This window comes from Pseudoalteromonas sp. OF7H-1, from assembly GCF_022347825.1.
In the GTDB taxonomy this organism is placed as follows: domain Bacteria; phylum Pseudomonadota; class Gammaproteobacteria; order Enterobacterales; family Alteromonadaceae; genus Pseudoalteromonas; species Pseudoalteromonas maricaloris.
On sequence record NZ_JAKRFX010000014.1, the window covers coordinates 117,966 to 141,027 of the forward strand.

At 44.1% G+C, this 23,062-nt stretch carries 19 protein-coding genes and 1 tRNA gene; 15 read left to right on the plus strand and 5 right to left on the minus strand.

The window, feature by feature from the left end; all coding sequences use genetic code 11:
• Nucleotides 1–21: 21 nt before the first annotated feature.
• The 5 genes from MHN30_RS17025 to MHN30_RS17045 form a co-directional block, all read right to left on the minus strand.
• Nucleotides 22–1,581, minus strand: a complete 1,560-nt coding sequence (locus tag MHN30_RS17025) for a cryptochrome/photolyase family protein (RefSeq protein WP_239360487.1) — start codon at nt 1,579–1,581, stop codon at nt 22–24.
• Entirely contained in the window at nt 1,581–2,885 is a 1,305-nt protein-coding gene (locus MHN30_RS17030; protein WP_239360488.1) for a DASH family cryptochrome, read from the minus strand. The genes MHN30_RS17025 and MHN30_RS17030 overlap by 1 nt, the downstream gene beginning before the upstream one ends.
• Nucleotides 2,886–2,944: 59 nt before the next feature.
• Nucleotides 2,945–3,457 carry a hypothetical protein gene (locus tag MHN30_RS17035; protein WP_130164628.1) on the minus strand — a complete coding sequence of 171 codons (513 nt, stop codon included), beginning with the start codon at nt 3,455–3,457 and terminating at the stop codon, nt 2,945–2,947.
• A 148-nt stretch (nt 3,458–3,605) separates the two neighbouring features.
• The gene (locus tag MHN30_RS17040) at nt 3,606–4,076 is read right to left on the minus strand and encodes a hypothetical protein (RefSeq protein WP_017217789.1); all 471 of its coding nucleotides are present in this window, start codon (nt 4,074–4,076) and stop codon (nt 3,606–3,608) included.
• Between the two features lie 209 nt (nt 4,077–4,285).
• Nucleotides 4,286–5,065, minus strand: a complete 780-nt coding sequence (locus MHN30_RS17045) for a delta-class carbonic anhydrase (RefSeq protein ID WP_239360489.1) — start codon at nt 5,063–5,065, stop codon at nt 4,286–4,288.
• A 731-nt stretch (nt 5,066–5,796) separates the two neighbouring features.
• Between MHN30_RS17045 and MHN30_RS17050 the strand changes: the two genes are divergently transcribed.
• From MHN30_RS17050 to MHN30_RS17120, 15 genes are all read left to right on the plus strand, one after another.
• A tRNA-Met gene (locus MHN30_RS17050) sits at nt 5,797–5,873 on the plus strand.
• A gap of 270 nt (nt 5,874–6,143) precedes the next feature.
• Nucleotides 6,144–6,599, plus strand: a complete 456-nt coding sequence (gene rimP / locus MHN30_RS17055; RefSeq protein WP_010370818.1) for a ribosome maturation factor RimP — start codon at nt 6,144–6,146, stop codon at nt 6,597–6,599.
• A 39-nt stretch (nt 6,600–6,638) separates the two neighbouring features.
• On the plus strand, nt 6,639–8,138 hold the full coding sequence (gene nusA / locus MHN30_RS17060) for a transcription termination factor NusA (RefSeq protein WP_239360490.1): 1,500 nt from the start codon (nt 6,639–6,641) through the stop codon (nt 8,136–8,138).
• A gap of 25 nt (nt 8,139–8,163) precedes the next feature.
• Nucleotides 8,164–10,851: a translation initiation factor IF-2 gene (infB, locus tag MHN30_RS17065; RefSeq protein ID WP_039492199.1), complete on the plus strand. Its 2,688-nt coding sequence runs from the start codon at nt 8,164–8,166 to the stop codon at nt 10,849–10,851.
• A gap of 82 nt (nt 10,852–10,933) precedes the next feature.
• A complete protein-coding gene (gene rbfA, locus MHN30_RS17070) occupies nt 10,934–11,338 on the plus strand; it encodes a 30S ribosome-binding factor RbfA (protein ID WP_239360491.1) in 405 nt (134 codons plus the stop codon).
• The gene (gene truB / locus MHN30_RS17075) at nt 11,338–12,285 is read left to right on the plus strand and encodes a tRNA pseudouridine(55) synthase TruB (RefSeq protein ID WP_045989551.1); all 948 of its coding nucleotides are present in this window, start codon (nt 11,338–11,340) and stop codon (nt 12,283–12,285) included. The genes rbfA and truB overlap by 1 nt, the downstream gene beginning before the upstream one ends.
• A 105-nt stretch (nt 12,286–12,390) precedes the next feature.
• On the plus strand, nt 12,391–12,660 hold the full coding sequence (gene rpsO / locus MHN30_RS17080; protein WP_010370825.1) for a 30S ribosomal protein S15: 270 nt from the start codon (nt 12,391–12,393) through the stop codon (nt 12,658–12,660).
• A gap of 224 nt (nt 12,661–12,884) precedes the next feature.
• On the plus strand, nt 12,885–15,011 hold the full coding sequence (gene pnp, locus MHN30_RS17085; protein WP_239360493.1) for a polyribonucleotide nucleotidyltransferase: 2,127 nt from the start codon (nt 12,885–12,887) through the stop codon (nt 15,009–15,011).
• 409 nt (nt 15,012–15,420) lie between these two features.
• Complete coding sequence (nlpI, locus tag MHN30_RS17090; protein ID WP_039492207.1) at nt 15,421–16,308, plus strand: lipoprotein NlpI; 888 nt, start codon at nt 15,421–15,423, stop codon at nt 16,306–16,308.
• Nucleotides 16,286–17,413, plus strand: a complete 1,128-nt coding sequence (locus tag MHN30_RS17095; RefSeq protein ID WP_239360495.1) for a hypothetical protein — start codon at nt 16,286–16,288, stop codon at nt 17,411–17,413. The genes nlpI and MHN30_RS17095 overlap by 23 nt, the downstream gene beginning before the upstream one ends.
• Before the next feature lie 203 nt (nt 17,414–17,616).
• Nucleotides 17,617–20,409: a monovalent cation/H+ antiporter subunit A gene (locus MHN30_RS17100; protein WP_130164624.1), complete on the plus strand. Its 2,793-nt coding sequence runs from the start codon at nt 17,617–17,619 to the stop codon at nt 20,407–20,409.
• On the plus strand, nt 20,409–20,750 hold the full coding sequence (locus MHN30_RS17105) for a Na+/H+ antiporter subunit C (protein WP_010370832.1): 342 nt from the start codon (nt 20,409–20,411) through the stop codon (nt 20,748–20,750). Before MHN30_RS17100 ends, MHN30_RS17105 begins: the two co-directional genes overlap by 1 nt.
• The gene (locus tag MHN30_RS17110) at nt 20,747–22,261 is read left to right on the plus strand and encodes a monovalent cation/H+ antiporter subunit D (protein ID WP_239360496.1); all 1,515 of its coding nucleotides are present in this window, start codon (nt 20,747–20,749) and stop codon (nt 22,259–22,261) included. Before MHN30_RS17105 ends, MHN30_RS17110 begins: the two co-directional genes overlap by 4 nt.
• The gene (locus MHN30_RS17115) at nt 22,262–22,798 is read left to right on the plus strand and encodes a Na+/H+ antiporter subunit E (RefSeq protein ID WP_069020959.1); all 537 of its coding nucleotides are present in this window, start codon (nt 22,262–22,264) and stop codon (nt 22,796–22,798) included.
• Complete coding sequence (locus MHN30_RS17120; RefSeq protein WP_010370838.1) at nt 22,792–23,061, plus strand: K+/H+ antiporter subunit F; 270 nt, start codon at nt 22,792–22,794, stop codon at nt 23,059–23,061. The genes MHN30_RS17115 and MHN30_RS17120 overlap by 7 nt, the downstream gene beginning before the upstream one ends.
• Nucleotide 23,062: the final 1 nt, after the last annotated feature.

Consider the following 23,062-nt stretch of genomic DNA (forward strand, 5'->3'; position numbering starts at 1 on the left):
TAGGCTACGTCCGAGCGTAGCCTAAAGTTGATCAATGTTATCTAAGCACCATTGTGCCCTTGTGAGCACTTCCTGCCGTGTTTTCTCATCTTGTTTTTGCCAATTTCGATAGATCATGCCAATCCGGTGGTTATTGGCAAACTTATCCTCATGGCGGTGCATAAAATGCCAATAAAGGCTGTTAAGCGGGCAGGCATCGTCACTCGATTTTTGCTTGACGTCGTAGTAGCAATGCTGACAATAATCACTCATTTTTTGCATGTAGTTACCGCTTGCAGCGTAGGGTTTGGTTGCTACTATGCCGTGATCAGCAAATTGTGTCATGCCTCTGGTGTTCGGCATTTCTACCCATTCAATGGCGTCGATGTATATACCTAAATACCATTCATCCACTTGATTTGGGTGAATTCCGGTCAACAGGCAAAAATTTCCCGTGACCATTAATCGTTGAATGTGGTGAGCGTAGGCGTAATCCAGGCTTTGGGTGATGGCTTCACTGAGGCAGCGCATCTTCGTTTTTCCATGCCAAAAATAGCTTGGTAGATTACGCTGGGCAAGCAAATAATTTTTATGGCGGTAGTCTGGCATATTGAGCCAGTAAACAGCTCGGATATACTCTCGCCAGCCTAATATCTGTCTAACAAATCCCTCAATCTGCGCAATATCAATTTGTGAGTTGTCTTGGTATGCTGCGATAGCACTGTCGATAACGTGTTTGGGGTGAAGCATTTTTGCATTGAGCGCAAAAGAGAGTCGTGAGTGATACAGTGTCCATTTATTGTCACTTTTACAGGTCATTGCATCTTGAAATTGACCGAACGAAGGCAATAGGTGTTCACAGAAAAAGGTCAAAAGATCTTGAGCTTGCGCACGGGTAGTCGGCCATAGCAATGATTCTTCGCTGTTGCCAATGGTCTTTACTTTATGCCGCTTAATCCGCTTTAAAATGTCACTAACATCGTTGGCAAAACAAAGCGGTTGTGGGATAGCGTCGATGTCTTTTTGCTTGAGCTTGTTACGGTTTTGACTATCGAAATTCCATTGCTTGCCAAGCGGCTCACCGTCATCCATTAATACATTAAAACGGCGTCTGAGCTTGCGATAGAAAAACTCCATTGTAGTGTGTTTTCCTGGCGTTAAGTAGTCATCCAGCTCTTCATAAGGGACTAAAAAATGCTCAGTGTCAAAGCAGCGAACCTGTAATTGGTCGAGTGTTAATTCCATCATTTGCTTCAGTAAGCGATATTCATCCGGTCTTTGATAGTCAAAACTAGACACCTGATATTTATCACATAAATGCGCAATTAAAGCGGGGAGATCCGAATAGTCCTGCGTCTCATCGAGGGTGAGATGTAGCACATGGAATCCAGCTTTATCCAGCGCAACGGCAAAATTCTCCATAGCTTTGAAGAAAGCACACACTTTTTGTATGTGATGTTTGGTGTAGTCGGTCTCTTGTTTGAGTTCTGCTATCAGATAAAGATACTTTGCTTTATCGTCAGCAAACCAACTATGTTTGGCATTGAGTTGGTCGCCAAGAATTAATCTGAGGCCTTTATATTGATGTTTTTGTTGTGCCATTAGTTATCCTCCAAAGGCCAACCAACATGATCTTGGCTGTCGAGTTGTGGAGTGGCTTCTCCTCGCCATAATTTTATATATTCACCATCTGGGTCAAATAGTGCTTGTTGCTTTGTGATATTGAAATGGCGACCGCCACGAGGATCTGGCCCGACACCAGCGATATACTGCCAATTTCCCCAATTTGCCGCGACGTCGTAATCGATAAGATGTTGCTCAAAAAAAGCGGCACCATAGCGCCAATCTAGCTGTAGCTCATTAACACAGTAGCTCGCTGCTATTTGTCTCGCTCTGTTGGAAATCCAGCCGGTTTTAGTCAATTCGTGCATAATGGCATTAACCAGTGCGCTGGGCGTTCGGCCTTGGCACCACTTTAAAAAGCGCTCTGGATAGAAACTGGTTTTTGGTGTTTTGGCTTTGACGCCTGAAAAGCAAAATAGCGTGTGTTGATGTTTGAGCGCATACCAATAAAAATACTCACGCCACAACAGTTCAAACCAAATCCAATAGGTTGATTCATTTGCGCCTCTTTGCTGCTCAAATTGAGTAAGTGCTTGCTTGATCTGTCTAGGACTGATAGCGCCATAGGCAAGTATAGGACTAAATCGAGTGGAAAAATACTCACCGAACAAGGCGTTTCGGGTTTCTTTGTATGTGAGAGCCGCATCCGTTTGGAAGTATTGTTGTAGCTGCTGTTGAGCTTGCGCTTCACCGGCGGCTACTTTGATACTGTATGAAGAGTTTGCTTTAAATTCAGCTAACTCTGATATCCGATTCGGTCTTGGTGGAAGCTTCGCGGTTGCAATAGGTGAATTAGGTTCAATTTCCTCTACAGCTTTGCGAAATGGCGTAAAGCTCTGTGGTAGTTCACTGACGCTGATTGGTAGTGAGTTTGGCTCAAAAAGGGTGTTTGAATAAGCACTAATATATTGAATGTGTGGGAAATTATCTTGTAATTTTAACCAAAGCCTTTGTTCATCGAATCCTGGATGAACAGTGCGACCGATATGAGTTACCTGCTGTGTATGAATAATCTCAGTCAGTGCTTTGAGCTGAGCTGTGTCACGCAACAGATACAGCTTCTGTTGTTGTGAAACTAGTGATTGATGTAAGGCATTGAGCGTCTGATTGCGATAACATTCGACAGCAAAAGAAGGTGAGCACTGCGCTTTGCGAGCCGTCCATAGGTTTACGGTGGGTAGATAAATGCAGATGAGTGTGTCGACTTGAGACGCCAGCGTTGTAAGTGCGGGATTATCACTAAGGCGGCAGTCGTTTTCAAATAAATAGAGTCCTACTTTCACGTTTATTCTTAACAGTCATGAACGAATAAGACTCTATACGTAACAATCAGCTAAACTGCTCAGTTAATTTGGCAAGATTCTATAAGTGTACGCAAGTGAGCACCAACGTCTTGTGTTTTGGTTTGGCCTCGCTCAAGTAAGTTGCTCGCTTGCTGTTTTAGCTCCGCCAAATCATACTGCTCGAGCAAAGTTCTTAAATATCTAACTGTATCAGCACCTTGCTGAAGCAAATCAGGAAATTGTTCGATGGAAATTTCCTGTTGGCTTAGGCGAGAAATAGAGTTGAGTAGGTCGCTTAAATTTGCACTGTCTTGCAATGCGCCTTCAACCGCAATAAGCGCGCCCATCGGATCGGCATCTAGATTATTTGCAACGCAAGCTGCAACACTGCCAACTTCTGCTGATGCTTGTACTGACTCAATTCCTTTATCACGGATCTGCTCAACCACTTGTTGTAGCTCTTGATGTTCAGATAAATATTGTGCCTCGATTTGGGCTTTAGAGTCTTCCAGCATATCGCATGCGGTAAGTGAAACGACCATAGTAGACGCAAAGGCAATCGCTCTTAGCATTTTATCACTTCCTATATAAAGATTTTGTGAAAGTCTAAATAGCTAAGGGCCAGAAGTCACGCAGAGTTTAGTTTTGTAAGCTCTGCATGACTTTGATCTTAGAGTGATGTTTAGTGGCTGCCGTTGTCTCTTCGTTTAGCAGCTCAAGTTAGTTTGCTTGTTGCTGCGCTCTTTTGAACTCCTGTAGACCAACAATATTCGTTTTCTTGAATAATTCAAAGCGCAGCATATTTTCGATGAGTAACAGTGCTTTGTTCCAAGCGTTTTTTGCTGCTGTGGTAAAATGCCTGCCAAGATGGCTTTTGAGCGTTGCTGTAAAGGTAAACAACAAGACACTGATATCTTTTTCTGACGTTCCCATAAATAACAGCGTACCGCGTTGTTTTTGCAGATAATGTAATAAGTTTGACTGCTGTGGGATACGCATCACACAATTTTGCACAAAATCAAATATTTGATGCTCCCAGATTATGAGTTGTCCCACATTTGTTGGAATTTGCATGCGCAAATCGTAATGTTGAATTTGGTTGTACCAAGAAGTGCAAAAGCCATGGAAATTCGGACGAATACTCGCAAGCGTTTGAGTTAAAAGTTGATATTGATAGGGAGTAATGCTCATAGACGCCTCTTCAAACTGATGAAGAGCGGATCCTTTGCTCAAAAACAAATAGCCTAAGTCTGAGTATAGCTGTTTTTTTTAAATGCGAGACTTTTTAATATTTTTTTGTGAGATTTTTCTTACATTGCAATAATTAATTGAATTTCAATATGCTGGACCTAGCTAAAGTAGGCCGATATTGAGCAACGGCCCACGTTCATTTAAAAATATTAGTGCTTAATTGGTGAAAGTAACTGTGGATCTGTCACGAGTTTACGAATGCCATGCGCATGGTCCTCTTCAAAATCATTGTCTTTACACCAACGCGCGAGACTATTTATATCAACTTTGGCACAGCTTGGGCGTACACTCCAGCTTACCTGTAAAGGTGAGCACTGTTGGTTGTTATAGCTAGGTCCTGTGGTTGAACCTAAAAACTCAACTGGTGTGCCGGTATTGCTTGGTAGAGCACCTGCTTGATGGTAGCCGCCAACTTGGCCTTGATAATCGAGCTCAGTGAAGTCTTGCGCATTTTCATCATTAACCACTAAAAACACCTGAGTTTCGACGCGTAGATCAGGGTTGGCGCAGCTGTCATTTAAGCAAGCACCGAGTGTCGGGCCTGGTTTTACATCACAAGAGCTATGAACCCAGTGTACTTCAATTGTATCGCCGGGCTTTACGTTGTTACATACTTTATCTTCTGCAGGAGCAAGTTCCGCAGGGGTGAGGCTTGCAGTTGCATTACATTGGAATCCACCATACTTCGGGTCATTGGAAACGACAGAGAAGTCTTTGGCTTTATGTTCCGCATTTTTATGAAAGTGGATGTTACATAGGTTGAGTTTTTCTTTTGGTGGAGCCATAGCAAAAACCCGTTTGTTGTGACCCTGCAAACTATCAATATCTCTCGGTGTTTGTGGTCCTGCCGATTCACATTGCGCTGCAAACGCTTCAAAGCTAAATATAGACAGCGCTGTCAATTTGCTTGATTTTATAACCGTTCTCATTTGGTTTTCCTTTCTTTCGTGATTTTTCTGTCCCCAATTATGGATCAAATATTTCTTTTTTGTTACAAAAAATGGGAGGAGACGAAACTGGACCGATGAGTTTGGTGTCACGGTGTTGTATGTGAAAAGTAAAATACCTGATTACATCTCAGCAACGAGCTGAAACGTCAGAAGATAGTTCTAAATCAAGGTTGCTATCTAGGCATACTGTCTTTATAATACGCAGCATATTTAGTCAATCGGACTGAAACTTTCGTTTTTCAGTATAATTGGCTTTAAGCATGGGCAATACATCGCCCATTCAAATGGCATTTTTGAGATGTCACTTCTTTGAAAAGTAGAAGTAAAACAATTTTATGTTTCGGTGTAGAATGGAGTTGCTCGATAGATGGTCGGGTGCTTGATTTGGTAAAGTGCCGAAGGTCGTCGGTTCAAATCCGATTGCCACTTCTTTGAAAAGTAGAAGTAAAACAATTTTATGTTTCGGTGTAGAATGGAGTTGCTCGATAGATGGTCGGGCGCTTGATTTGGTAAAGTGCCGAAGGTCGTCGGTTCAAATCCGGTTACCACTTCTTTGAAAAGTAGAAGTAAAACAATTTTATGTTTCGGTGTAGAATGGAGTTGCTCGATAGATGGTCGGGTGCTTGATTTGGTAAAGTGCCGAAGGTCGTCGGTTCAAATCCGATTACCACTTCTTTGAAAAGTAGAAGTAAAACAATTTTATGTGTTGGCGCGGGATGGAGCAGCCTGGTAGCTCGTCGGGCTCATAACCCGAAGGTCGTCGGTTCAAATCCGGCTCCCGCAACCAAGTTAAAGATTGAGTTCTTTGATTTCGCGCATTCCTTGTAATGCGCGTTTTGCGTTTAAGCATCGGCTTTTTTGTTTAAGTTGATGATTAATTTGGCTGAGATAGCTCGCAAACCAAGCACGGCCTTTGGCCACACAGTTTGTTATTCGTGTGACGCCCCGCTTGGTTCGGGGCGTTGTTGTATCTGGCGCAAGGTGTATTCTGAGCCCAAGATCAAGCAGCTATGATTTGGGGCTTTAGGCCCTTTTTTTGTTTGTATGGAGGAGTTCTGTGTCAAAACTCGAGCAAGATTTGACTGAAATGTTGGAGCCTGCAGTTGCTGCGTGTGGCTTTGAATTACTCGGTCTTGAGTTTGTGCAAGCTGGTCGTCATTCTACACTTCGTGTATATATCGATCATGAAAACGGCATTAATGTAGATGACTGTGCGGAAGTGAGTCGTCAAGTTAGTGCAATTTTAGATGTCGAAGACCCGATTACGAACGAATATAGTTTGGAAGTATCTTCTCCTGGTGTTGACAGACCATTATTCAAACAAGCTCACTATGAAGCAGCAGTGGGAGAGGAAGTACGTTTGCGTACTAAACTTCCGCAAGAAGGTCGCCGTAATTTTAAAGGCGACTTAGTAGCAGTTAATGGCGATATGATCACGTTAAAAGTTGACGCTCAGGATTTCATCTTGATGTTGAGCAACATTGAGCGTGCCAATATCATCGCAAAATTCTAACTTTGAGTGCGAAGGACAAGGGCAAGCGAGGCATTACCTATGGCAAAAGAAATATTGTTGGTGGCAGAAGCTGTTTCCAATGAAAAAGCGGTCCCAAGAGAAAAGATTTTTGAAGCATTAGAGTTCGCACTAGCGACAGCAACAAAAAAGAAGCACGGCGGTGAAATCGAAGTACGCGTTACTATCGACCGTAAAACGGGCGAGTACGATACTTTTCGTCGTTGGAAAGCGGTTGAACCACAAGAAGACGGTTCACTAGAGAATCCATATGCGGAAATCACGTTTGAAGCGGCACAAGTTGATGAGCCTGACATTCAATTAGGTGATTACGTTGAAGAGCAGATCGAATCAATTAAATTTGACCGTATCACCACACAGATGGCGAAACAGGTAATCGTACAAAAAGTACGTGAAGCTGAGCGCGCATTAGTTGTTGATGCATATAAAGATCAAAAAGGCGAGCTAGTGACAGGTGTTGTTAAAAAAGCAACGCGTGACGCTATCGTTATCGACCTTGGTAACAATGCTGAAGCGGTAATTTACCGTGAAGACATGCTACCACGCGAAAGCTTCCGTCCGGGTGACCGTGTACGTGGCCTACTTTATGAAGTGAAGCCTGAAGCGCGTGGTGCACAGCTATTTGTTACGCGTTCTAAGCCTGAAATGTTGATGGAACTATTCCGCATTGAGGTTCCGGAAATTGGCGAAGAAATGATTGAGCTTAGAGGCGCTGCACGTGACCCTGGTTCTCGTGCTAAAATCGCTGTAAAATCAAACGACAAGCGTATTGACCCTGTAGGCGCATGTGTTGGTATGCGTGGCGCACGTGTACAAGCTGTGTCTTCAGAGCTTGGCGGCGAGCGTGTTGATATCGTACTTTACGATGATAACCCAGCACAGTTCGTAATCAACGCGATGGCACCGGCTGAAGTAGCTTCAATCGTAATGGATGAAGATACGCGCACAATGGAAATTGCAGTTGAAGCTGACAACCTAGCGCAAGCGATTGGTCGTAATGGTCAAAACGTACGTTTAGCTAGCCAACTTACTGGTTGGGAACTAAACGTAATGACAGTGGAAGAGATGGAGCGTAAGAGCTCGGAAGAATCAGATAAATTGGTTAATCTATTCACTGAAAACCTAGACATCGACGATGATTTTGCAACACTACTGATTAACGAAGGCTTCTCTTCACTTGAAGAAGTGGCTTATGTGCCAGTAGCTGAATTTTTAGAAATCGACGGTCTAGACGAAGAAACCGTTGAAGAGTTACGTAACCGTGCAAAAGATGCACTGACTACGAAAGCACTTCGCGATGAAGAAAGTCTAGAAAATGCAGAACCTGCAGAAGACCTACTAGGACTTGAAGGACTTGAGCGTCATACCGCTTTTGTTTTTGCTAGCAAAGGTATCGTTACACTTGAAGACCTTGCAGAGCAAGGTATTGATGACTTAGTTGAAATTTCTGAGTTATCAGAAGAGCAAGCTGGTGAGTTAATCATGGCTGCACGTAACATTTGCTGGTTCAGCGAAGAGTAATTTATTAACGGAGGTAACATCACGTATGGCAGAAGTGAGCATTAACAAACTAGCCGAGAGTATTGGTACAACTGTTGATAAATTACTACAACAGTTAAAAGATGCAGGGATCACCAAAGCCGAGGGCGACCAAGTTACTGAATCCGAAAAGGCGACGTTGCTTGATCACCTAAGCAAGCAACACGGTGGCACTGGTTCAACCGGCCCTGAGCGTATGACTCTACAGCGTAAGAGTAAAAGCACGTTAAGTGTTAACTCATCTGGTAAAGCGAAGTCTGTATCTGTAGAAGTCCGTAAGAAGCGCACTTACGTTAAAAAGAGCGCAATCGAGCAGCAAAAAGAGCAAGAACGCTTAGCTGCAGAGGAAGCTGCGCGCAAAGAAGCAGAGTTAATGGCTCAGCAACAAGCAGAGCAACAGGCCAAAGTTGAAGCTGAGCGCAACGCGCGCGAAGAAGCGGAACGCAAGGCCGATGAGGAAGCCGAGCGCAAAGCTAAAGAAGAGGCGAAGCGACAAGCTGATGCTGAACGTCAAGCCAAAGATAAGCAGAGTAAAGAAGTGGATAGCGCGCAACAAATTAAAGAACGTCAAGAAGCTGAGCGTCTGCGTCAAGAAGCAGAAGCGGCAGCCCTGAAAAAGGCAGAAGAAGAAGCAAAACGTCAAGCGGAAGAAGCTCGTCGTCTAGCTGAAGAAAATGAAGCACGTTGGAAGGCGGAAGAAGAAGAGCGTCTTCGTCGTGAAGAAAATGCTGATCACCACCTAACAACTTCTACTTACGCTCGTGAAGCGGAAGATGAATCTGATGCACGTGAAGAGAAAAGCGCACGTCGTAAGAAGAAGAGAAAGCCAAGTGCGAAAGAAGAAGCTGCAGAAGCGAATGCGAAGAAGCTGAAAGGCAAAAAAGGTCGCTTAAAAGCGCCAACTTCGTTACAGCATGGTTTCCAAAAGCCAGCGGCAGAAGTGAAACAAGAAGTACGTATCAGTGAAACAATCACTGTTGCAGAGCTTGCTTCTCGTATGGCTGTTAAAGGCGCTGAAGTTGTTAAGACAATGATGAAGATGGGTGACATGGTTACGATTAACCAAGTTATCGATCAAGAAACTGCACAGCTAGTTGCTGAAGAAATGGGTCACAAAGTCATTCTAGTGAAAGAAAACGAGCTAGAAGAAAAAGTACTAAATGACCGCAGCGAAGATGGTTCTCTTGAGCCTCGTGCGCCAGTAGTAACAGTAATGGGTCACGTTGACCACGGTAAAACGTCAACACTTGACTACATTCGTAAAGCGAAAGTTGCAGACGGCGAGGCCGGCGGTATTACTCAGCATATCGGTGCATACCATGTTGAGACTGAAGGTGGCATGATCACTTTCCTAGATACTCCTGGACACGCGGCGTTTACATCAATGCGTGCTCGTGGTGCGAAAGCAACCGATATCGTTGTACTTGTTGTTGCAGCGGACGATGGTGTAATGCCTCAGACGAAAGAAGCGGTACAACACGCGAAAGCGGCAGAAGTACCACTTATCGTTGCTGTGAACAAAATGGATAAAGAGGGTATTGACCCTGACCGTGTTAAGAATGAGCTTGCTCAACTAGACGTAATCCCAGAGGACTGGGGCGGTGAAACGCAATTTGTTCATATCTCAGCTAAGACTGGTCTTGGTATTGATGAGCTACTAGAAGCAATCCTAATGCAATCTGAACTATTAGAGCTACGAGCTTCTGAAGAAGGTATGGCATCTGGTGTGGTAATCGAATCTCGTCTTGATAAAGGTCGTGGCCCGATTGCTTCTGTACTTGTTCAATCAGGTACCTTAAACCAAGGTGATATCGTACTTTGTGGTCTTGAATATGGCCGTGTTCGTGCGATGAAAGACGAAAACGGTAAAGACATTAAAACCGCAGGTCCTTCAATTCCAGTAGAGATCTTAGGTCTTTCTGGCGTACCAGCAGCTGGTGACGAAGCGACAGTAGTTCGTGATGAGCGTAAAGCACGTGAAGTGGCACTATATCGTCAAGGTAAGTTCCGTGAAGTGAAGCTTGCTCGTCAGCAGAAAGCGAAGCTTGAGAACATGTTCTCTAACATGACTGAAGGCGACGTATCTGAAGTGAACATCGTTCTAAAAGCAGACGTTCAAGGTTCTATCGAAGCAATCGCTGATTCATTGACTAAACTGTCTACAGATGAAGTGAAAGTGAAGATAGTAGGTTCAGGTGTTGGTGGTATCACTGAAACGGATGCAACGCTTGCAGCGGCTTCTAACGCTATCATCGTTGGCTTTAACGTACGTGCGGATGCTTCTGCTCGTAAAGTCATTGAAGCTGAGAACCTAGACTTACGCTACTACAGCGTTATCTACGACCTAATCGAAGAAGTGAAACAAGCAATGACAGGTATGCTTGCACCAGAATTTAAGCAAGAGATCATTGGTCTTGCTGAAGTTCGTGACGTGTTCAAGTCGCCTAAGATCGGCGCTGTTGCAGGTTGTATGGTAACTGAAGGTGTGGTTAAACGTAGCGCGCCAATCCGTGTACTTCGTGATAACGTGGTTATCTACGAAGGTGAACTTGAGTCACTTCGTCGCTTTAAAGATGACGTTGCTGAGGTTCGTAACGGTATGGAATGTGGTATCGGCGTTAAGAACTACAACGACGTTAAAGTCGGTGACCAAATCGAAGTATTTGAAACTGTACAGGTAGAGCGTACGCTTTAATTGTAAGTTATTAAAATACTTGAGATGGGGGCACTAGCCCCCATTTGTGATCTCATAGATTTTGAAATTTTAAGTGGTGAAAATGAGAGAATTTTCTCGTACAGATCGCGTAGCACAGCAAATTCAAAAAGAAATTGCGGTGATCCTACAGCGCGAAATTAAAGATCCAAGATTGGGTATGGTAACAGTGTCAGCTGTTGAGGTATCACGCGATCTTTCTTATGCAAAAGTATTCATTACAGTGCTGAATACCAGTGATGAAGACAAAACTAAGCAAAGTGCGGTTATTCTGAATGAAGCAACCGGTTATATTCGCTCGCTTCTTGGCAAGCGTATCCGTGCGCGTATCATGCCTGAGCTTAAATTTGTTATTGATAACTCCCTAATGGAAGGTATGCGTATTTCTAACTTGGTTGACTCTGTGATCAGAGAAGACAACGCAAAGCGTGGTCCTGAGTCTGGAGATAAAGACCAAGAGGAAGAGTAATGGCGCGTCGCACCAAAGGCCGTGCGATCGACGGCATTCTGTTATTAAATAAACCGCAAGGTATTTCTTCTAACAAAGCACTGCAGCAGGCAAAGGGCATTTATTTCGCTCAAAAAGCGGGCCACACCGGTGCTTTGGATCCGCTGGCAACCGGTATGTTGCCAATTTGCTTTGGTGAAGCGACTAAGTTTACCCAGTTTTTGCTTGATACCGATAAAACCTACGTGGTGAGAGCGCAGCTGGGTGAGCGCACGACGACATCAGATTCTGATGGTGAAATAGTTGAAACGCGACCAGTAAATGTAACACTTGAGCAGCTAGAGCAAGAAATTGCCAGCTTCTTGGGGGAATCTGATCAGTACCCTTCGATGTATTCGGCGCTCAAATATCAGGGCCAACCGCTATACAAATATGCCCGTGAAGGCATCGAAGTACCGCGAAAATGCCGCAAAATTAATGTTTATCGTATCACGTTAGACGAATATGACGAGCAAACTCAACAAATTCAAATGACGGTGCATGTGTCTAAGGGCACTTATATTCGTACGATAGTCGATGATTTGGGGGAAAAGCTTGGCTGTGGTGCGCATGTCATTATGTTACACCGTAGTGAAGTTGGTCATTACCCTAGCGACAAAATGATTACCTTAGTCGAGCTCGAAGCGTTACTTGAGAAAGCAAAAGCGGAAGAAGTTGCGCCTTCTACTTATCTCGATGAATTATTGTTGCCGATGGATACCGCTTTGGTCGACTTGAGCGTTGTTGATATTAGCGCTGAGCAAGGTGTTGCTTTTGGTCATGGGCAAACCGTTGCTGTCGAAAATTTACCAGACGGTATTGTTAAAGTGGTTGCTGATGGCAAGTTTGTTGGGATTGGCGAGCGTAATCCACAAGGGTTATTGAAAGCAAAACGCGCGCTATCTTCCGCTCAGCCGGAATCACAATAAAATCTTCCTATGCAAGGGGAGTTTATGCTGGTATAATCCGCCAGCTTCCGCTTTGGCTGAATTAGTGATCGGCTGAAGCATTACTAAACTTATTTTGGAGTTATTATGTCACTAAGCAATCAAGAAAAAGCAGAAATCGTAGCAAAGTTTGCACGCGCAGAAGGTGATACAGGTTCACCAGAAGTACAAGTTGCACTTCTAACTGCTGACATTAACAAGCTACAAGGTCACTTCGCTAACCACAAGCAAGATTTCCACTCACGTCGTGGTCTTCTACGTAAAGTTAGCCAACGTCGTAACCTTCTTGACTACCTAAAAGGCAAGAGCGTTGACCGTTATGCTGCACTAATCAAAGAGCTTGGCCTACGTCGCTAATATTTTTGATTTCTTGTTGGAAATTTATCCAACAGTAAAAAAGGGGCTAATTAGCCCCTTTTTTTGTGGCTGTTCTATCAGTATACTTACAGCCGTTTAAAAATACTTTTAAACAAGCGTCAATCGGATTTCCAATTGTAGTGCTTAAGTAAATTATGGTGAGTTTATTTAAGACTGTGATTGGTCCCCGTTGACGTTGAAAACCATTTAGTAAGGAAAATATTGTGCAAGCAATTATTAAAGAATTTCAACTAGGTCAACACACGGTGACTCTAGAGACAGGTGCTATCGCACGTCAAGCTGACGGCGCAGTACTTGCAAGTATTGGTGATACTTCGGTACTTGTTACTGTTGTAGGAAGAAGAGAAGCGGCTCCTGGCCAAGACTTTTTCCCACTAACGGTTAACTACCAAGAAAAAATGTACGCTGCGGGTCGTATCCCAGGTGGTTTCTTGAAGCGTGAAGGTCGTCCTTCAGACGGTGAAACACTAACCGCTCGTCTAATCGACCGTCCAATTCGTCCTCTATTCCCAGACGGCTTTGTAAACGAAGTTCAGGTTATCGCGACAGTGGTTTCTGTAAACCCAGAGATCCAACCAGATATCGTTGCTTTGATTGGTACTTCAGCAGCACTAGCTATCTCAGGCATTCCATTCAATGGCCCGCTAGGTGCAGCGCGCGTTGGTTTCATCGATGGTCAATACGTACTTAACCCTACGTTAAAAGAGCTAGAGACAAGTAAGCTTGACCTAGTTGTTGCGGGTACTGAAAACGCAGTACTAATGGTTGAATCAGAAGCTGAAGTGTTAACTGAAGAAGAAATGCTTGGCGCTGTTGTATATGGTCACGAGCAATCACAAGCTATCATCAAAGCAATCGAAGAATTCCGTGCTGAAGCTGGTAAAGCGGCATGGGATTGGACAGCACCTGAAAAAGATTTAACACTAGCTGAAAAAGTCGCTGCAATTGCAGAGCAAAAAGTAGGTGATGCTTACCGTATTACTGACAAAGTTGCACGTAAAGAAGCACTTTCTGAAGCAAAAGCAGAAGTCATTGAAAAGCTAGGCGCTGAAGTTGCTGAAGGCGAGTCACTAGACGAGCAAGTGGTAGGTAAAACATTCAGCTCACTTGAGAAAAAAATTGTACGTAGCCGTATCATTGCTGGCGAAAAACGTATCGACGGTCGTGAACCAGATATGGTTCGTGCGCTAGACGTGATGACGGGTGTACTGCCACGTACTCACGGTTCTGCAATCTTTACTCGTGGTGAAACTCAGGCACTTGTAACAGCAACCCTTGGTACTGAGCGTGACGCGCAGATGCTAGACGACCTAACTGGTACTCACAAGCATCACTTTATGCTTCACTATAACTTCCCTCCATTCTGTGTAGGTGAAACGGGTTTTGTAGGATCTCCTAAGCGTCGTGAAATCGGCCACGGTAACCTAGCTAAGCGTGGTATTGCGGCAGTAATGCCAACACTGGCTGAATTCCCATATTCAGTACGTGTAGTATCTGAAATCACTGAATCAAACGGTTCATCTTCAATGGCATCAGTATGTGGTACTTCACTTGCGCTAATGGACGCTGGTGTTCCAGTTAAAGCGTCAGTTGCTGGTATCGCGATGGGTCTAGTGAAAGAAGGCGAAGATTTCGTTGTACTTTCTGACATTCTGGGTGATGAAGATCACTTAGGTGATATGGACTTCAAAGTAGCGGGTACAGCAAACGGTGTAACTGCACTACAAATGGATATCAAGATTGAAGGTATCACCAAAGAAATCATGCAGATCGCGCTTCGCCAAGCGAAAGCAGCGCGTCTACACATCCTAGGTGTGATGGACCAAGCGATTTCTGCACCTTCTGAAGAGCTATCTGAGTTCGCTCCACGTATCTACACGATGAAAATCCCTGCGAAGAAGATTGCTGAAGTTATCGGTAAAGGTGGTGCAACAATTCGCCAGCTTACTGAAGAAACAGATACAACGATTGAAATTGAAGACGACGGTACTATCAAGATCGCTGCAACGAATGGTAATAGCGCACAAGCTGCTATTTCACGTATCGAAGCGCTTACAGCAGAGCTTGAAGTTGGTACGCTTTACACTGGTAAAGTTATCCGTATCGTAGACTTCGGTGCGTTTGTAAACGTACTTCCTGGTAAAGATGGTCTAGTGCACATCTCACAAATCAGTGAAGAGCGCGTAAATAACGTTTCAGACCACTTAACTGTTGGTCAAGAAGTGAAAGTTAAAGTACTTGAAGTTGACCGCCAAGGCCGTGTTCGCTTAAGTATCAAAGAAGCACAAGAGAAAAAAGCTGAGCAGCCTAAAGAAGAAGGCGCTGAGTAATCTTTGCAATGCTTTGCATAGAATAGAAGTGTAAAGGGGCTGAATAGCCCCTTTTTTTATGCTTTAATGCTGTTTGACTCAAAATGATGAAACAAAACTGAGTTTATCTGGTCAATAGAGAACAAGGCAAAGTTATAGTAAATAACCTGAGGTTTGGATAAGGAATGAGCTAACTCATTGTTTTTAATACCACATTAAATTATACCCTTATCTAGCCAGACAGTTTTAGGGATAACAAGGCGAATTTACGCACCAATAGCTGGCTATTGGAAGTGAATTCAACGCAGTTAGCGCTAAAACTGGCTGCTAGAAAGGCATTAATTATCCGAAGCTCAGGTTAAATAATCAGATTGTTGGTATACCTGTGCAAAGACTCTAAACGGGCAAATGCCATTGAATGAGGAAGGAAATGAAGTTAGCGAAAATAGTTGTGCCATTAGTGCTAATGGGGCTGGTAGGATGTAAAAGCACGCAGCCAGAGGCCACTAAAAACATTGTAAATGTTCCGCTTGCAGTACCACTTCAAGCCAATTTCCGTAATGAGATTGCCATTGCTCGATTTAACGAGTTACTCTTGCAGCCGGATATGGCAAATGAGCAACGCGCGCAGCTGCTATACAATCGCGGTATGCTGTATGATAGCATTGGCTTACAAACGCTTGCTCGTATTGACTTCAATCGTGCCGTACAAATTAAGCCGGATCTCGCCGAAGTATATAATTTCCTTGGTATTCATCAAACGTTAGAACAAAATTATGGCCGTGCATATGAAATGTTTGATGCTGTGCTAGAGCTTGACGAGCAACATGAATATGCCTATTTAAATCGTGGTATCGCATTGTATTACGGCGAGCGAGCTGATTTAGCTGTAAAAGATTTTGAAGCTTTTTTGGCGCGTGCTCCAAAAGATGCGTACCGCGCTATGTGGCTGTATATTGCTCAGCAGCAAATAGACGATGCACTTGCTAAACAGACATTGGCAGCAAATAGCCAAGCATTAGACCCTGAAGAGTGGTCGTCTCAGTTAGTTGCACTGTATTTGGGCACTTTATCTGAAGAAGCATTTCTTGCGCAGATCTCTGAGGGCGTGAGCACCCAAGAAGAGTATGCGCAGCGTCTCTGTGAAGCCTATTTTTATCTGGCTAAGCGATATCAGACCCAAGGGGACTTGGCTTCTGCGATTAGCTATTTTAAGCTCGCACTGGCAACTAATGTATATGAGTTTGTAGAACATAAATACGCCCGTCTTGAGCTTGATTTACTTGCCCAGTTGAATGACGAACAAGACGCGAGCTAAACACCTTTTTATTTTCGTGCTTATTGGGCTGCTGTTTTCAAGCAGCCCTAATTATGCACATCTCTCCATCGCGCAAAAATCAGCACTTGTCGTCGCCAATCCAAATAGCTATTTTGCCATTGCACCAGCGCTTGAGGTGTTACCCTCACAAGCAAGTGCACAATTAGTAAAAGCCATTGCAGGCCTAAAGCAACCAAGTTGGGAGTTTGAACGGTTACAGCGCGATTTGAGTGCTCAAGAGAAAAATAGCACTAAGCTGCTTTTACTCGATACTTGGTCTCGTTTGAATCGTCAGCAGCGTCAGCAAGTGTCCGAGCAGTTAGTATCACTTGGCCGATATCACTTGCTTTATGCGCTTTCAAAGCGCTACGCGTTAAACCCAGAACTCACTTCGTTGCTCGCGGTGTGGCAAGGAAAGTCTGTTACGACATTTTTGAATAACCCCTACTTAAGACAGTTTCACACTCTCTCAGAGCGTCAGCATTCAAGTGCGTCTTGTCAGTTTAATCTTGCATTAATCGCCAGTGATTTAGATGGTTTGCAGCGTTTACAAGTGCTTAAACATGCTTATGAGCAGCAACCAGAGCCGGCCACAGGCGTATATTGTTTATCTAAACCGATATATGCGGCGAATAAGCTCAGTTGTAAGAGGCAAAGGGGATTTGCAATGTGTGACTTAACATACGAGCAGGGCTTGTCGGAATACGATCACTTGGTATTTATGGCAACGGAGGGGCTTGCTAATGTCAGCGGCAAGCACATGACTTTGAGCCCCACCAGCACTTACAATACGCTGATACATGAGCTTATGCACTTTAGCGGCTTTGAAGATGAATACCCAATACCAGCCCAAAAAGCAAAATGGCTTTGTGCGACTTCAGGGCAAAAGGCACCAAATCTTTACGTTGGTGACCAAGCACCGAGCAATTGGGTACCGAGTCGCACTTGCGAGTTAGGTAAACTTTCCTCATATAAACCCTCGAATAGTCACTCTTTGCTGGAATATCAATCAATTAAGTTAGATGAAAATTACCGTAAAAGGTGGTTAACAGTACTGAATTCAGGACCCTTAGAAGATAAAATAGCAGTTAATTCGGCTGAATAGTTTTGAACTTATTCTGAATAGTTTGTTAAGGTTGGCTAAAATAGCATCAGCTAGAAAGTGAAACCCTAGACAACTCAAACACTAATCAAGTATAACAGGGTTCATGTACGTGTGGTTAATGTGTACTGATCGCTCCAACTTGGAAGGGAGATTGTCACATTAATCTAAACGAGCCATAACGACGCAAATAAAAGGTTTCATCTATGACTTTATTTTGGATACCCTTGCTATCCTTAATTGGCAGTTTTATCTCTGCATTTACGGGAAAGCTTTCTCGTAATCAGTCGACTGCTATAACCTTAGTAGCGCCAGCAGTGGCAATTTTACTTGCTGTTGATCTCGCCCCTGCCGTTTTCGCAGGAGAGACTATTCGGTACACATTTGAATGGGTCCCGCTTCTAGATATTAACATCGCGTTTAGACTGGATGGTCTTGCGTTGCTGTTCGTTTTCATGATCTTGGGCATTGGTATGCTGGTTATCTTCTATGCCAGATACTACCTGAGCCCCAATGATTCCATGCCTAAACTTTATGCTTACTTAATGCTCTTTATGACCGCTATGCTTGGTATTGTTATGTCTAATAACGTATTACAGCTGTGGTTATTCTGGGAGCTTACCAGCATTAGTTCATTTTTACTTATTAGCTATTGGTGGCATAAGTCAGAGGCCCGCAAAGGGGCGAAAATGGCACTTGCTATCACCGGTGGTGGCGGCTTAGCACTGCTCGCTGGCTTGATGTTGATAGGAGATATTGTAGGCAGTTATAACCTGGATGTGATTTTATCGAGTCGTGAGCTTATTCAATCCCACGCATTATATGAAGTGGCGTTAATCCTTGTGCTACTTGGCGCATTTACCAAGTCCGCGCAATTTCCATTCCATTTCTGGTTACCGCACGCGATGGCTGCACCAACGCCTGTAAGTGCGTACTTACACTCTGCGACTATGGTGAAAGCTGGAATATTCTTACTGGCGCGCTTTTATCCTGCGCTGGCGGGTACAGAGCTGTGGTTTATCCTCGTTGGCCTAACTGGCTTAGCGACATTGCTCGTTGGTGCCTATATCGCGTTATTTAAACATGATCTAAAAGGTCTACTGGCGTTTTCGACGATCAGCCATTTAGGCCTTATTACTTTATTACTTGGTCTGGATACTGAGCTTGCAACTGTTGCGGCGGTTTTCCATATTATTAACCACGCAACGTTTAAGGCCTCTTTATTCATGGCGACGGGGATCATCGACCATGAAACGGGCACTCGTGATATGCGTAAACTTAACGGTATGTGGCGTTTTATGCCCTATACCGCAACGCTTGCGATGGTTGCCGCTTCTGCGATGGCTGGGGTGCCGCTACTTAATGGTTTCTTGTCTAAAGAAATGTTCTTTGCCGAGACGCTACACCAGCAACTTCTGGGCTCTATGTCGTGGTTGATTCCAATTTTGGCGACAATCGCCGGTGCATTCTCTGTTGCGTATTCGGCGCGATTTATTCATGACGTATTCTTCAACGGAGATCCAATTGATTTACCCAAGGAGCCACATGAAGCGCCACGCTATATGCGTTTTCCAATCGAAATCTTGGTCGCTTTATGTTTGATAGTCGGCATGTTCCCTAACTTTATCGTTGATGGCATGTTAAAAACAGCATCAAGTGCGGTATTAGGAGAGGCTGCGCCAACCTTTGAGGTTGCTATTTGGCATGGCTTTAACTTACCACTGCTTATGAGTGGCCTTGCGGTATGTGGTGGTTTATTAATTTATACTCAGCGCAAATACCTATTCCAATTCCAAGCTTCATTACCACCAATGAACGCTAAGAAAACGTTTGAACGCACTATGTACAACATAGTGTCTTGGAGTCGCGCGCGCGTAAACGCAATAGAAAATGGCTCGTTACAGCGTTATCTGATGCTGATGTTTATCGTTGTGCTGGTGAGTGCAGGCTGGCCATTGTTTGAAATGTCACAGTTAGTGGGTAATTTAGAGCCGACGCCAATTGACGTACATAACGGTATTGGAGCTGGTTTATTAATGATTGGAGCGATTGGCACGGTTATCTGGCATCGTACTCGTATGGTTGCACTGCTGATGATTTCGGTTGTTGGTCTCATGGTGTCGGTTGCCTTTACGCGCTTCTCAGCACCTGATCTAGCGCTTACTCAGTTAACGGTAGAAGTAGTAACCATTATCCTGTTGATGCTTGCGTTATTCTTCTTACCGCAAAGAACGCCGAAGGAGTCTAGTTCTATCCGCGTACTCCGTGATATGGGTATTGCTTCAGCAATTGGTGTGATCATCGGAAGTATCAGTTACGCCTTGATCACAAGGCCATTGGATAGTATTTCTGAGTTCTTTATTGCAAACGCCAAAGTTGGCGGTGGCGGGACCAATGTCGTTAACGTTATCTTAGTGGATTTCCGTGGTTTTGATACGCTAGGTGAAATTACCGTGCTGGGAATTGCGGCGCTCGGTATTTATAAGTTGCTGATCAACTTACCACTATTTATGCCAGGTAGTGACAGTGAAGGCAGACCTTGGGCAAAAGAGAGATATCCGTTACTGCTGGCAAGTATTTCACAAAGCTTATTGCCTTTGGCATTGCTGGTTTCGGTTTATATTTTCTTGCGCGGCCACAATCTACCGGGTGGTGGATTTATCGCGGGCCTAATCACGGCGATAGCCTTTATTTTACAATACATTGCTCATGGTTCGAATTGGATTGCAGAGCGCTTTGATGTCAATTACCGCAAGATTATCGCAACGGGTATCGCTATTTCTCTAGCAACCGGTGTGGGAAGTTGGTTCTTTGGCAAACCATTCTTAACCTCATGGTTTGATTATTTTGATATCCCATTGGTAGGTAAAACTGAGTTGGCAAGTGCCATCGCATTCGACCTTGGTGTTTATATCACCGTGGTAGGTGCAACGCTGATGATTTTGGCGAGCCTAGGTAAAGTAACGGCAAATGCGCCCAAAGAAGAGGTGAATATTTAATGGAATTGCTTTATGCATCGTGCGTGGGCTTGCTAGTAGCCTGTGGCGTATTTTTGATTCTACGAGCAAGAACGTTCCCAGTTGTTCTTGGTTTAACTATGTTGTCTTATGCGGTCAACTTGTTTTTGTTCGCATCGGGTAGATTGACCTTAAACAAAGCAGCAGTGCTTGGTTATAGCAGTGAGTATGCAGATCCACTGCCGCAAGCCTTGGTATTGACGGCAATTGTTATCGGGTTCGCAATGACGGCATTTGTCGTGATCTTAGCTATTCGCGGTCGTTCTGATTTGGGTAATGACCATGTAAATGGCATTGTTCCTGACAAAAAGGGTAAAGCATGATCCAACATTTGACTTCTTTACCTATTTTATTACCTATGTTGGCAGGGGTGATCCTGCTGATGCCACCGTGTGGTAAAAACCTAGCGATTAGGCGTAAAGTTTCAGTACTTATGTCGCTGATCACGTTTGCAGTTTGTGCCTCACTTTTACTACATGTTCAGCAGTCTGGCATTCAGGTTTATGCGATTGGTAACTGGCAAGCACCGTTTGGTATTGTGTTAGTTGCTGATCAACTTTCTACTCTGTTAGTCAGCTTAACCGCGTTGTTGTGTTTTGTGTGTTCGCTGTATAGCTGTGCCGGAGACGACGAACGAGGAAGTTTCTTCCATCCGTTACTGCACTTTTTGGTGATGGGGGTAAACGGCGCTTTCTTAACTGGTGACGCGTTCAACTTATTTGTATTTTTTGAGATTTTGTTGATAGCGTCTTATGCGCTGTTAATGCATGGTGGTGATAAGCACAATACCCGTGCTTCACTGCAATACGTGATCCTAAATCTAGTGGGTTCGTCGGTATTTTTGATTGCATTAGGTATCTTGTACGGTGTGCTTGGTACTCTGAACATGGCGGATATGGCATATAAGATCACCTTCTTACAAGGAGATGATGTTTATCTTGCTAAGATTGGCGGCTTGTTATTATTGGTTGTATTTGCGCTAAAAGGCGCCTTGCTACCGCTTCATCTATGGCTGCCAAACACCTATGCAACCGCGTTACCTGTTGTTGCGGCTTTATTCGCAATCATGACTAAAGTGGGTGTGTATTCCATGATGCGCGTGTATACACTGATTTTTGGCGATCAAGCTGGTGAATTAAGTCATATGGCACAAGAGTGGCTATGGTGGCTCGCTCTGGCGACTATCGTCATAGGTGGGATCGGCGTACTTGCTAGTCAAGATTTGCGTAAGCTGTCTGCAAATTTAGTGGTGGTGTCAGTTGGTACCCTAGTGGCATTAGTCGCCGTACAAACGGTAAATAGCAGCGCTGCAGCCATTTACTATTTAGTGCACTCGACATTAGTGTCTGCTGCTTTGTTCTTACTTGCTGATTTAGTGGGGAAACAAAGGGGTAAAGTTGCTGACAGGATCACCGCGGGTCGCCCAGTAGTTCAACCTATGTTACTAGGCATCATGTTTGCGATTGCGGCAATCACTGTGATTGGTATGCCGCCGCTATCAGGCTTTATTGGCAAAGTATGGATCTTAAAGTCGACCATCGAGTCGAGCCACACATACTGGTTTTGGGCGGTGTATTTACTAGTAAGCTTAGCGGTATTAGTCAGTGTCTCAAAAGCAGGTAGCACTGTGTTTTGGCATCATACGGGTAAAGTCGATACACAATCGGCAGAAAAAGCGCATCCTGCCCAAATTATCGCAATTCTTACTTTGATAACTTGTGCGCCGTTAATGGTGATTTTTGCCGGTCCATTGACTGATTACGCATTGTCGGCAGCCGACTCTTTACACGACTTTTCTAGCATGACGAATGCTGTGTTAAAAGGAGCGAAATAGATGCGTTTAGAAGCAAGGTTTAAATGGCTACCAACTCCATTTCGCAGCTTACTGCTATTTACTGTGTGGTTATTGCTGAATAATAGTGTGTCAGCTGGGCATATTATTCTCGCGACTATTCTAGCGATTGTGATCCCGCTGATTACCTATCGGTTTAGAACTAAGCAACCACTGATCATTAAGCCATGGCGTGCGTTTACTCATTTGCTGTTGGTGCTTTACGATATCATCACCGCCAACGTTGAGGTTGCGATAAAGATCTTAGGACCAACGAAGAAATTACGCCCCGGTTTCGTGTTGGTGCCGCTCGATATAGATCAAGCTATGCCAATTACTATTTTAGCCAGCACGGTATCTTTAACTCCTGGCACCGTAAGTGCTGAGGTATACCCTTGGCCTGAGTCTGTAAAAAGTGGCGAAAAACCAGAACGTAAATACTTACTGATCCATGTGTTAGATCTTACGGATGAGCAAGCATTGATTGATACGGTTAAATCTCGTTATGAAGCGCCATTGAAGGAGATTTTTGAATGCTAGAAACTGTAATTCTGATTGTCTTTGCGATGATTGGTGTATCGCTTTTGCTAAACCTGTGGCGTTTGGTTGTTGGGCCTTCAATTCCAGATAGAATTTTAGCGCTCGATACCATGTATATAAATACCATTGCGCTTATTATTCTGTACGGAATGAGTATGGGAACGGCATTGTACTTTGAAGCCGCATTATTAATAGCAATGCTTGGCTTTGTAAGTACGGTCGCGGTATGTAAGTATTTGCTGCGCGGCGACATCATAGAATAGG

Bases quoted from the DNA above. Each gene is read 5' to 3' on its own strand.
- MHN30_RS17025 (WP_239360487.1), bottom strand. From the start codon at position 1,581: ATGGCACAACAAAAACATCAATATAAAGGCCTCAGATTAATTCTTGGC.
- MHN30_RS17035 (WP_130164628.1), bottom strand. From the start codon at position 3,457: ATGCTAAGAGCGATTGCCTTTGCGTCTACTATGGTCGTTTCACTTACC.
- MHN30_RS17040 (WP_017217789.1), bottom strand. From the start codon at position 4,076: ATGAGCATTACTCCCTATCAATATCAACTTTTAACTCAAACGCTTGCG.
- MHN30_RS17045 (WP_239360489.1), bottom strand. From the start codon at position 5,065: ATGAGAACGGTTATAAAATCAAGCAAATTGACAGCGCTGTCTATATTT.
- nusA (WP_239360490.1), top strand. From the start codon at position 6,639: ATGGCAAAAGAAATATTGTTGGTGGCAGAAGCTGTTTCCAATGAAAAA.
- infB (WP_039492199.1), top strand. From the start codon at position 8,164: ATGGCAGAAGTGAGCATTAACAAACTAGCCGAGAGTATTGGTACAACT.
- rbfA (WP_239360491.1), top strand. From the start codon at position 10,934: ATGAGAGAATTTTCTCGTACAGATCGCGTAGCACAGCAAATTCAAAAA.
- truB (WP_045989551.1), top strand. From the start codon at position 11,338: ATGGCGCGTCGCACCAAAGGCCGTGCGATCGACGGCATTCTGTTATTA.
- rpsO (WP_010370825.1), top strand. From the start codon at position 12,391: ATGTCACTAAGCAATCAAGAAAAAGCAGAAATCGTAGCAAAGTTTGCA.
- nlpI (WP_039492207.1), top strand. From the start codon at position 15,421: ATGAAGTTAGCGAAAATAGTTGTGCCATTAGTGCTAATGGGGCTGGTA.
- MHN30_RS17095 (WP_239360495.1), top strand. From the start codon at position 16,286: ATGACGAACAAGACGCGAGCTAAACACCTTTTTATTTTCGTGCTTATT.
- MHN30_RS17100 (WP_130164624.1), top strand. From the start codon at position 17,617: ATGACTTTATTTTGGATACCCTTGCTATCCTTAATTGGCAGTTTTATC.
- MHN30_RS17105 (WP_010370832.1), top strand. From the start codon at position 20,409: ATGGAATTGCTTTATGCATCGTGCGTGGGCTTGCTAGTAGCCTGTGGC.
- MHN30_RS17110 (WP_239360496.1), top strand. From the start codon at position 20,747: ATGATCCAACATTTGACTTCTTTACCTATTTTATTACCTATGTTGGCA.
- MHN30_RS17115 (WP_069020959.1), top strand. From the start codon at position 22,262: ATGCGTTTAGAAGCAAGGTTTAAATGGCTACCAACTCCATTTCGCAGC.
- MHN30_RS17120 (WP_010370838.1), top strand. From the start codon at position 22,792: ATGCTAGAAACTGTAATTCTGATTGTCTTTGCGATGATTGGTGTATCG.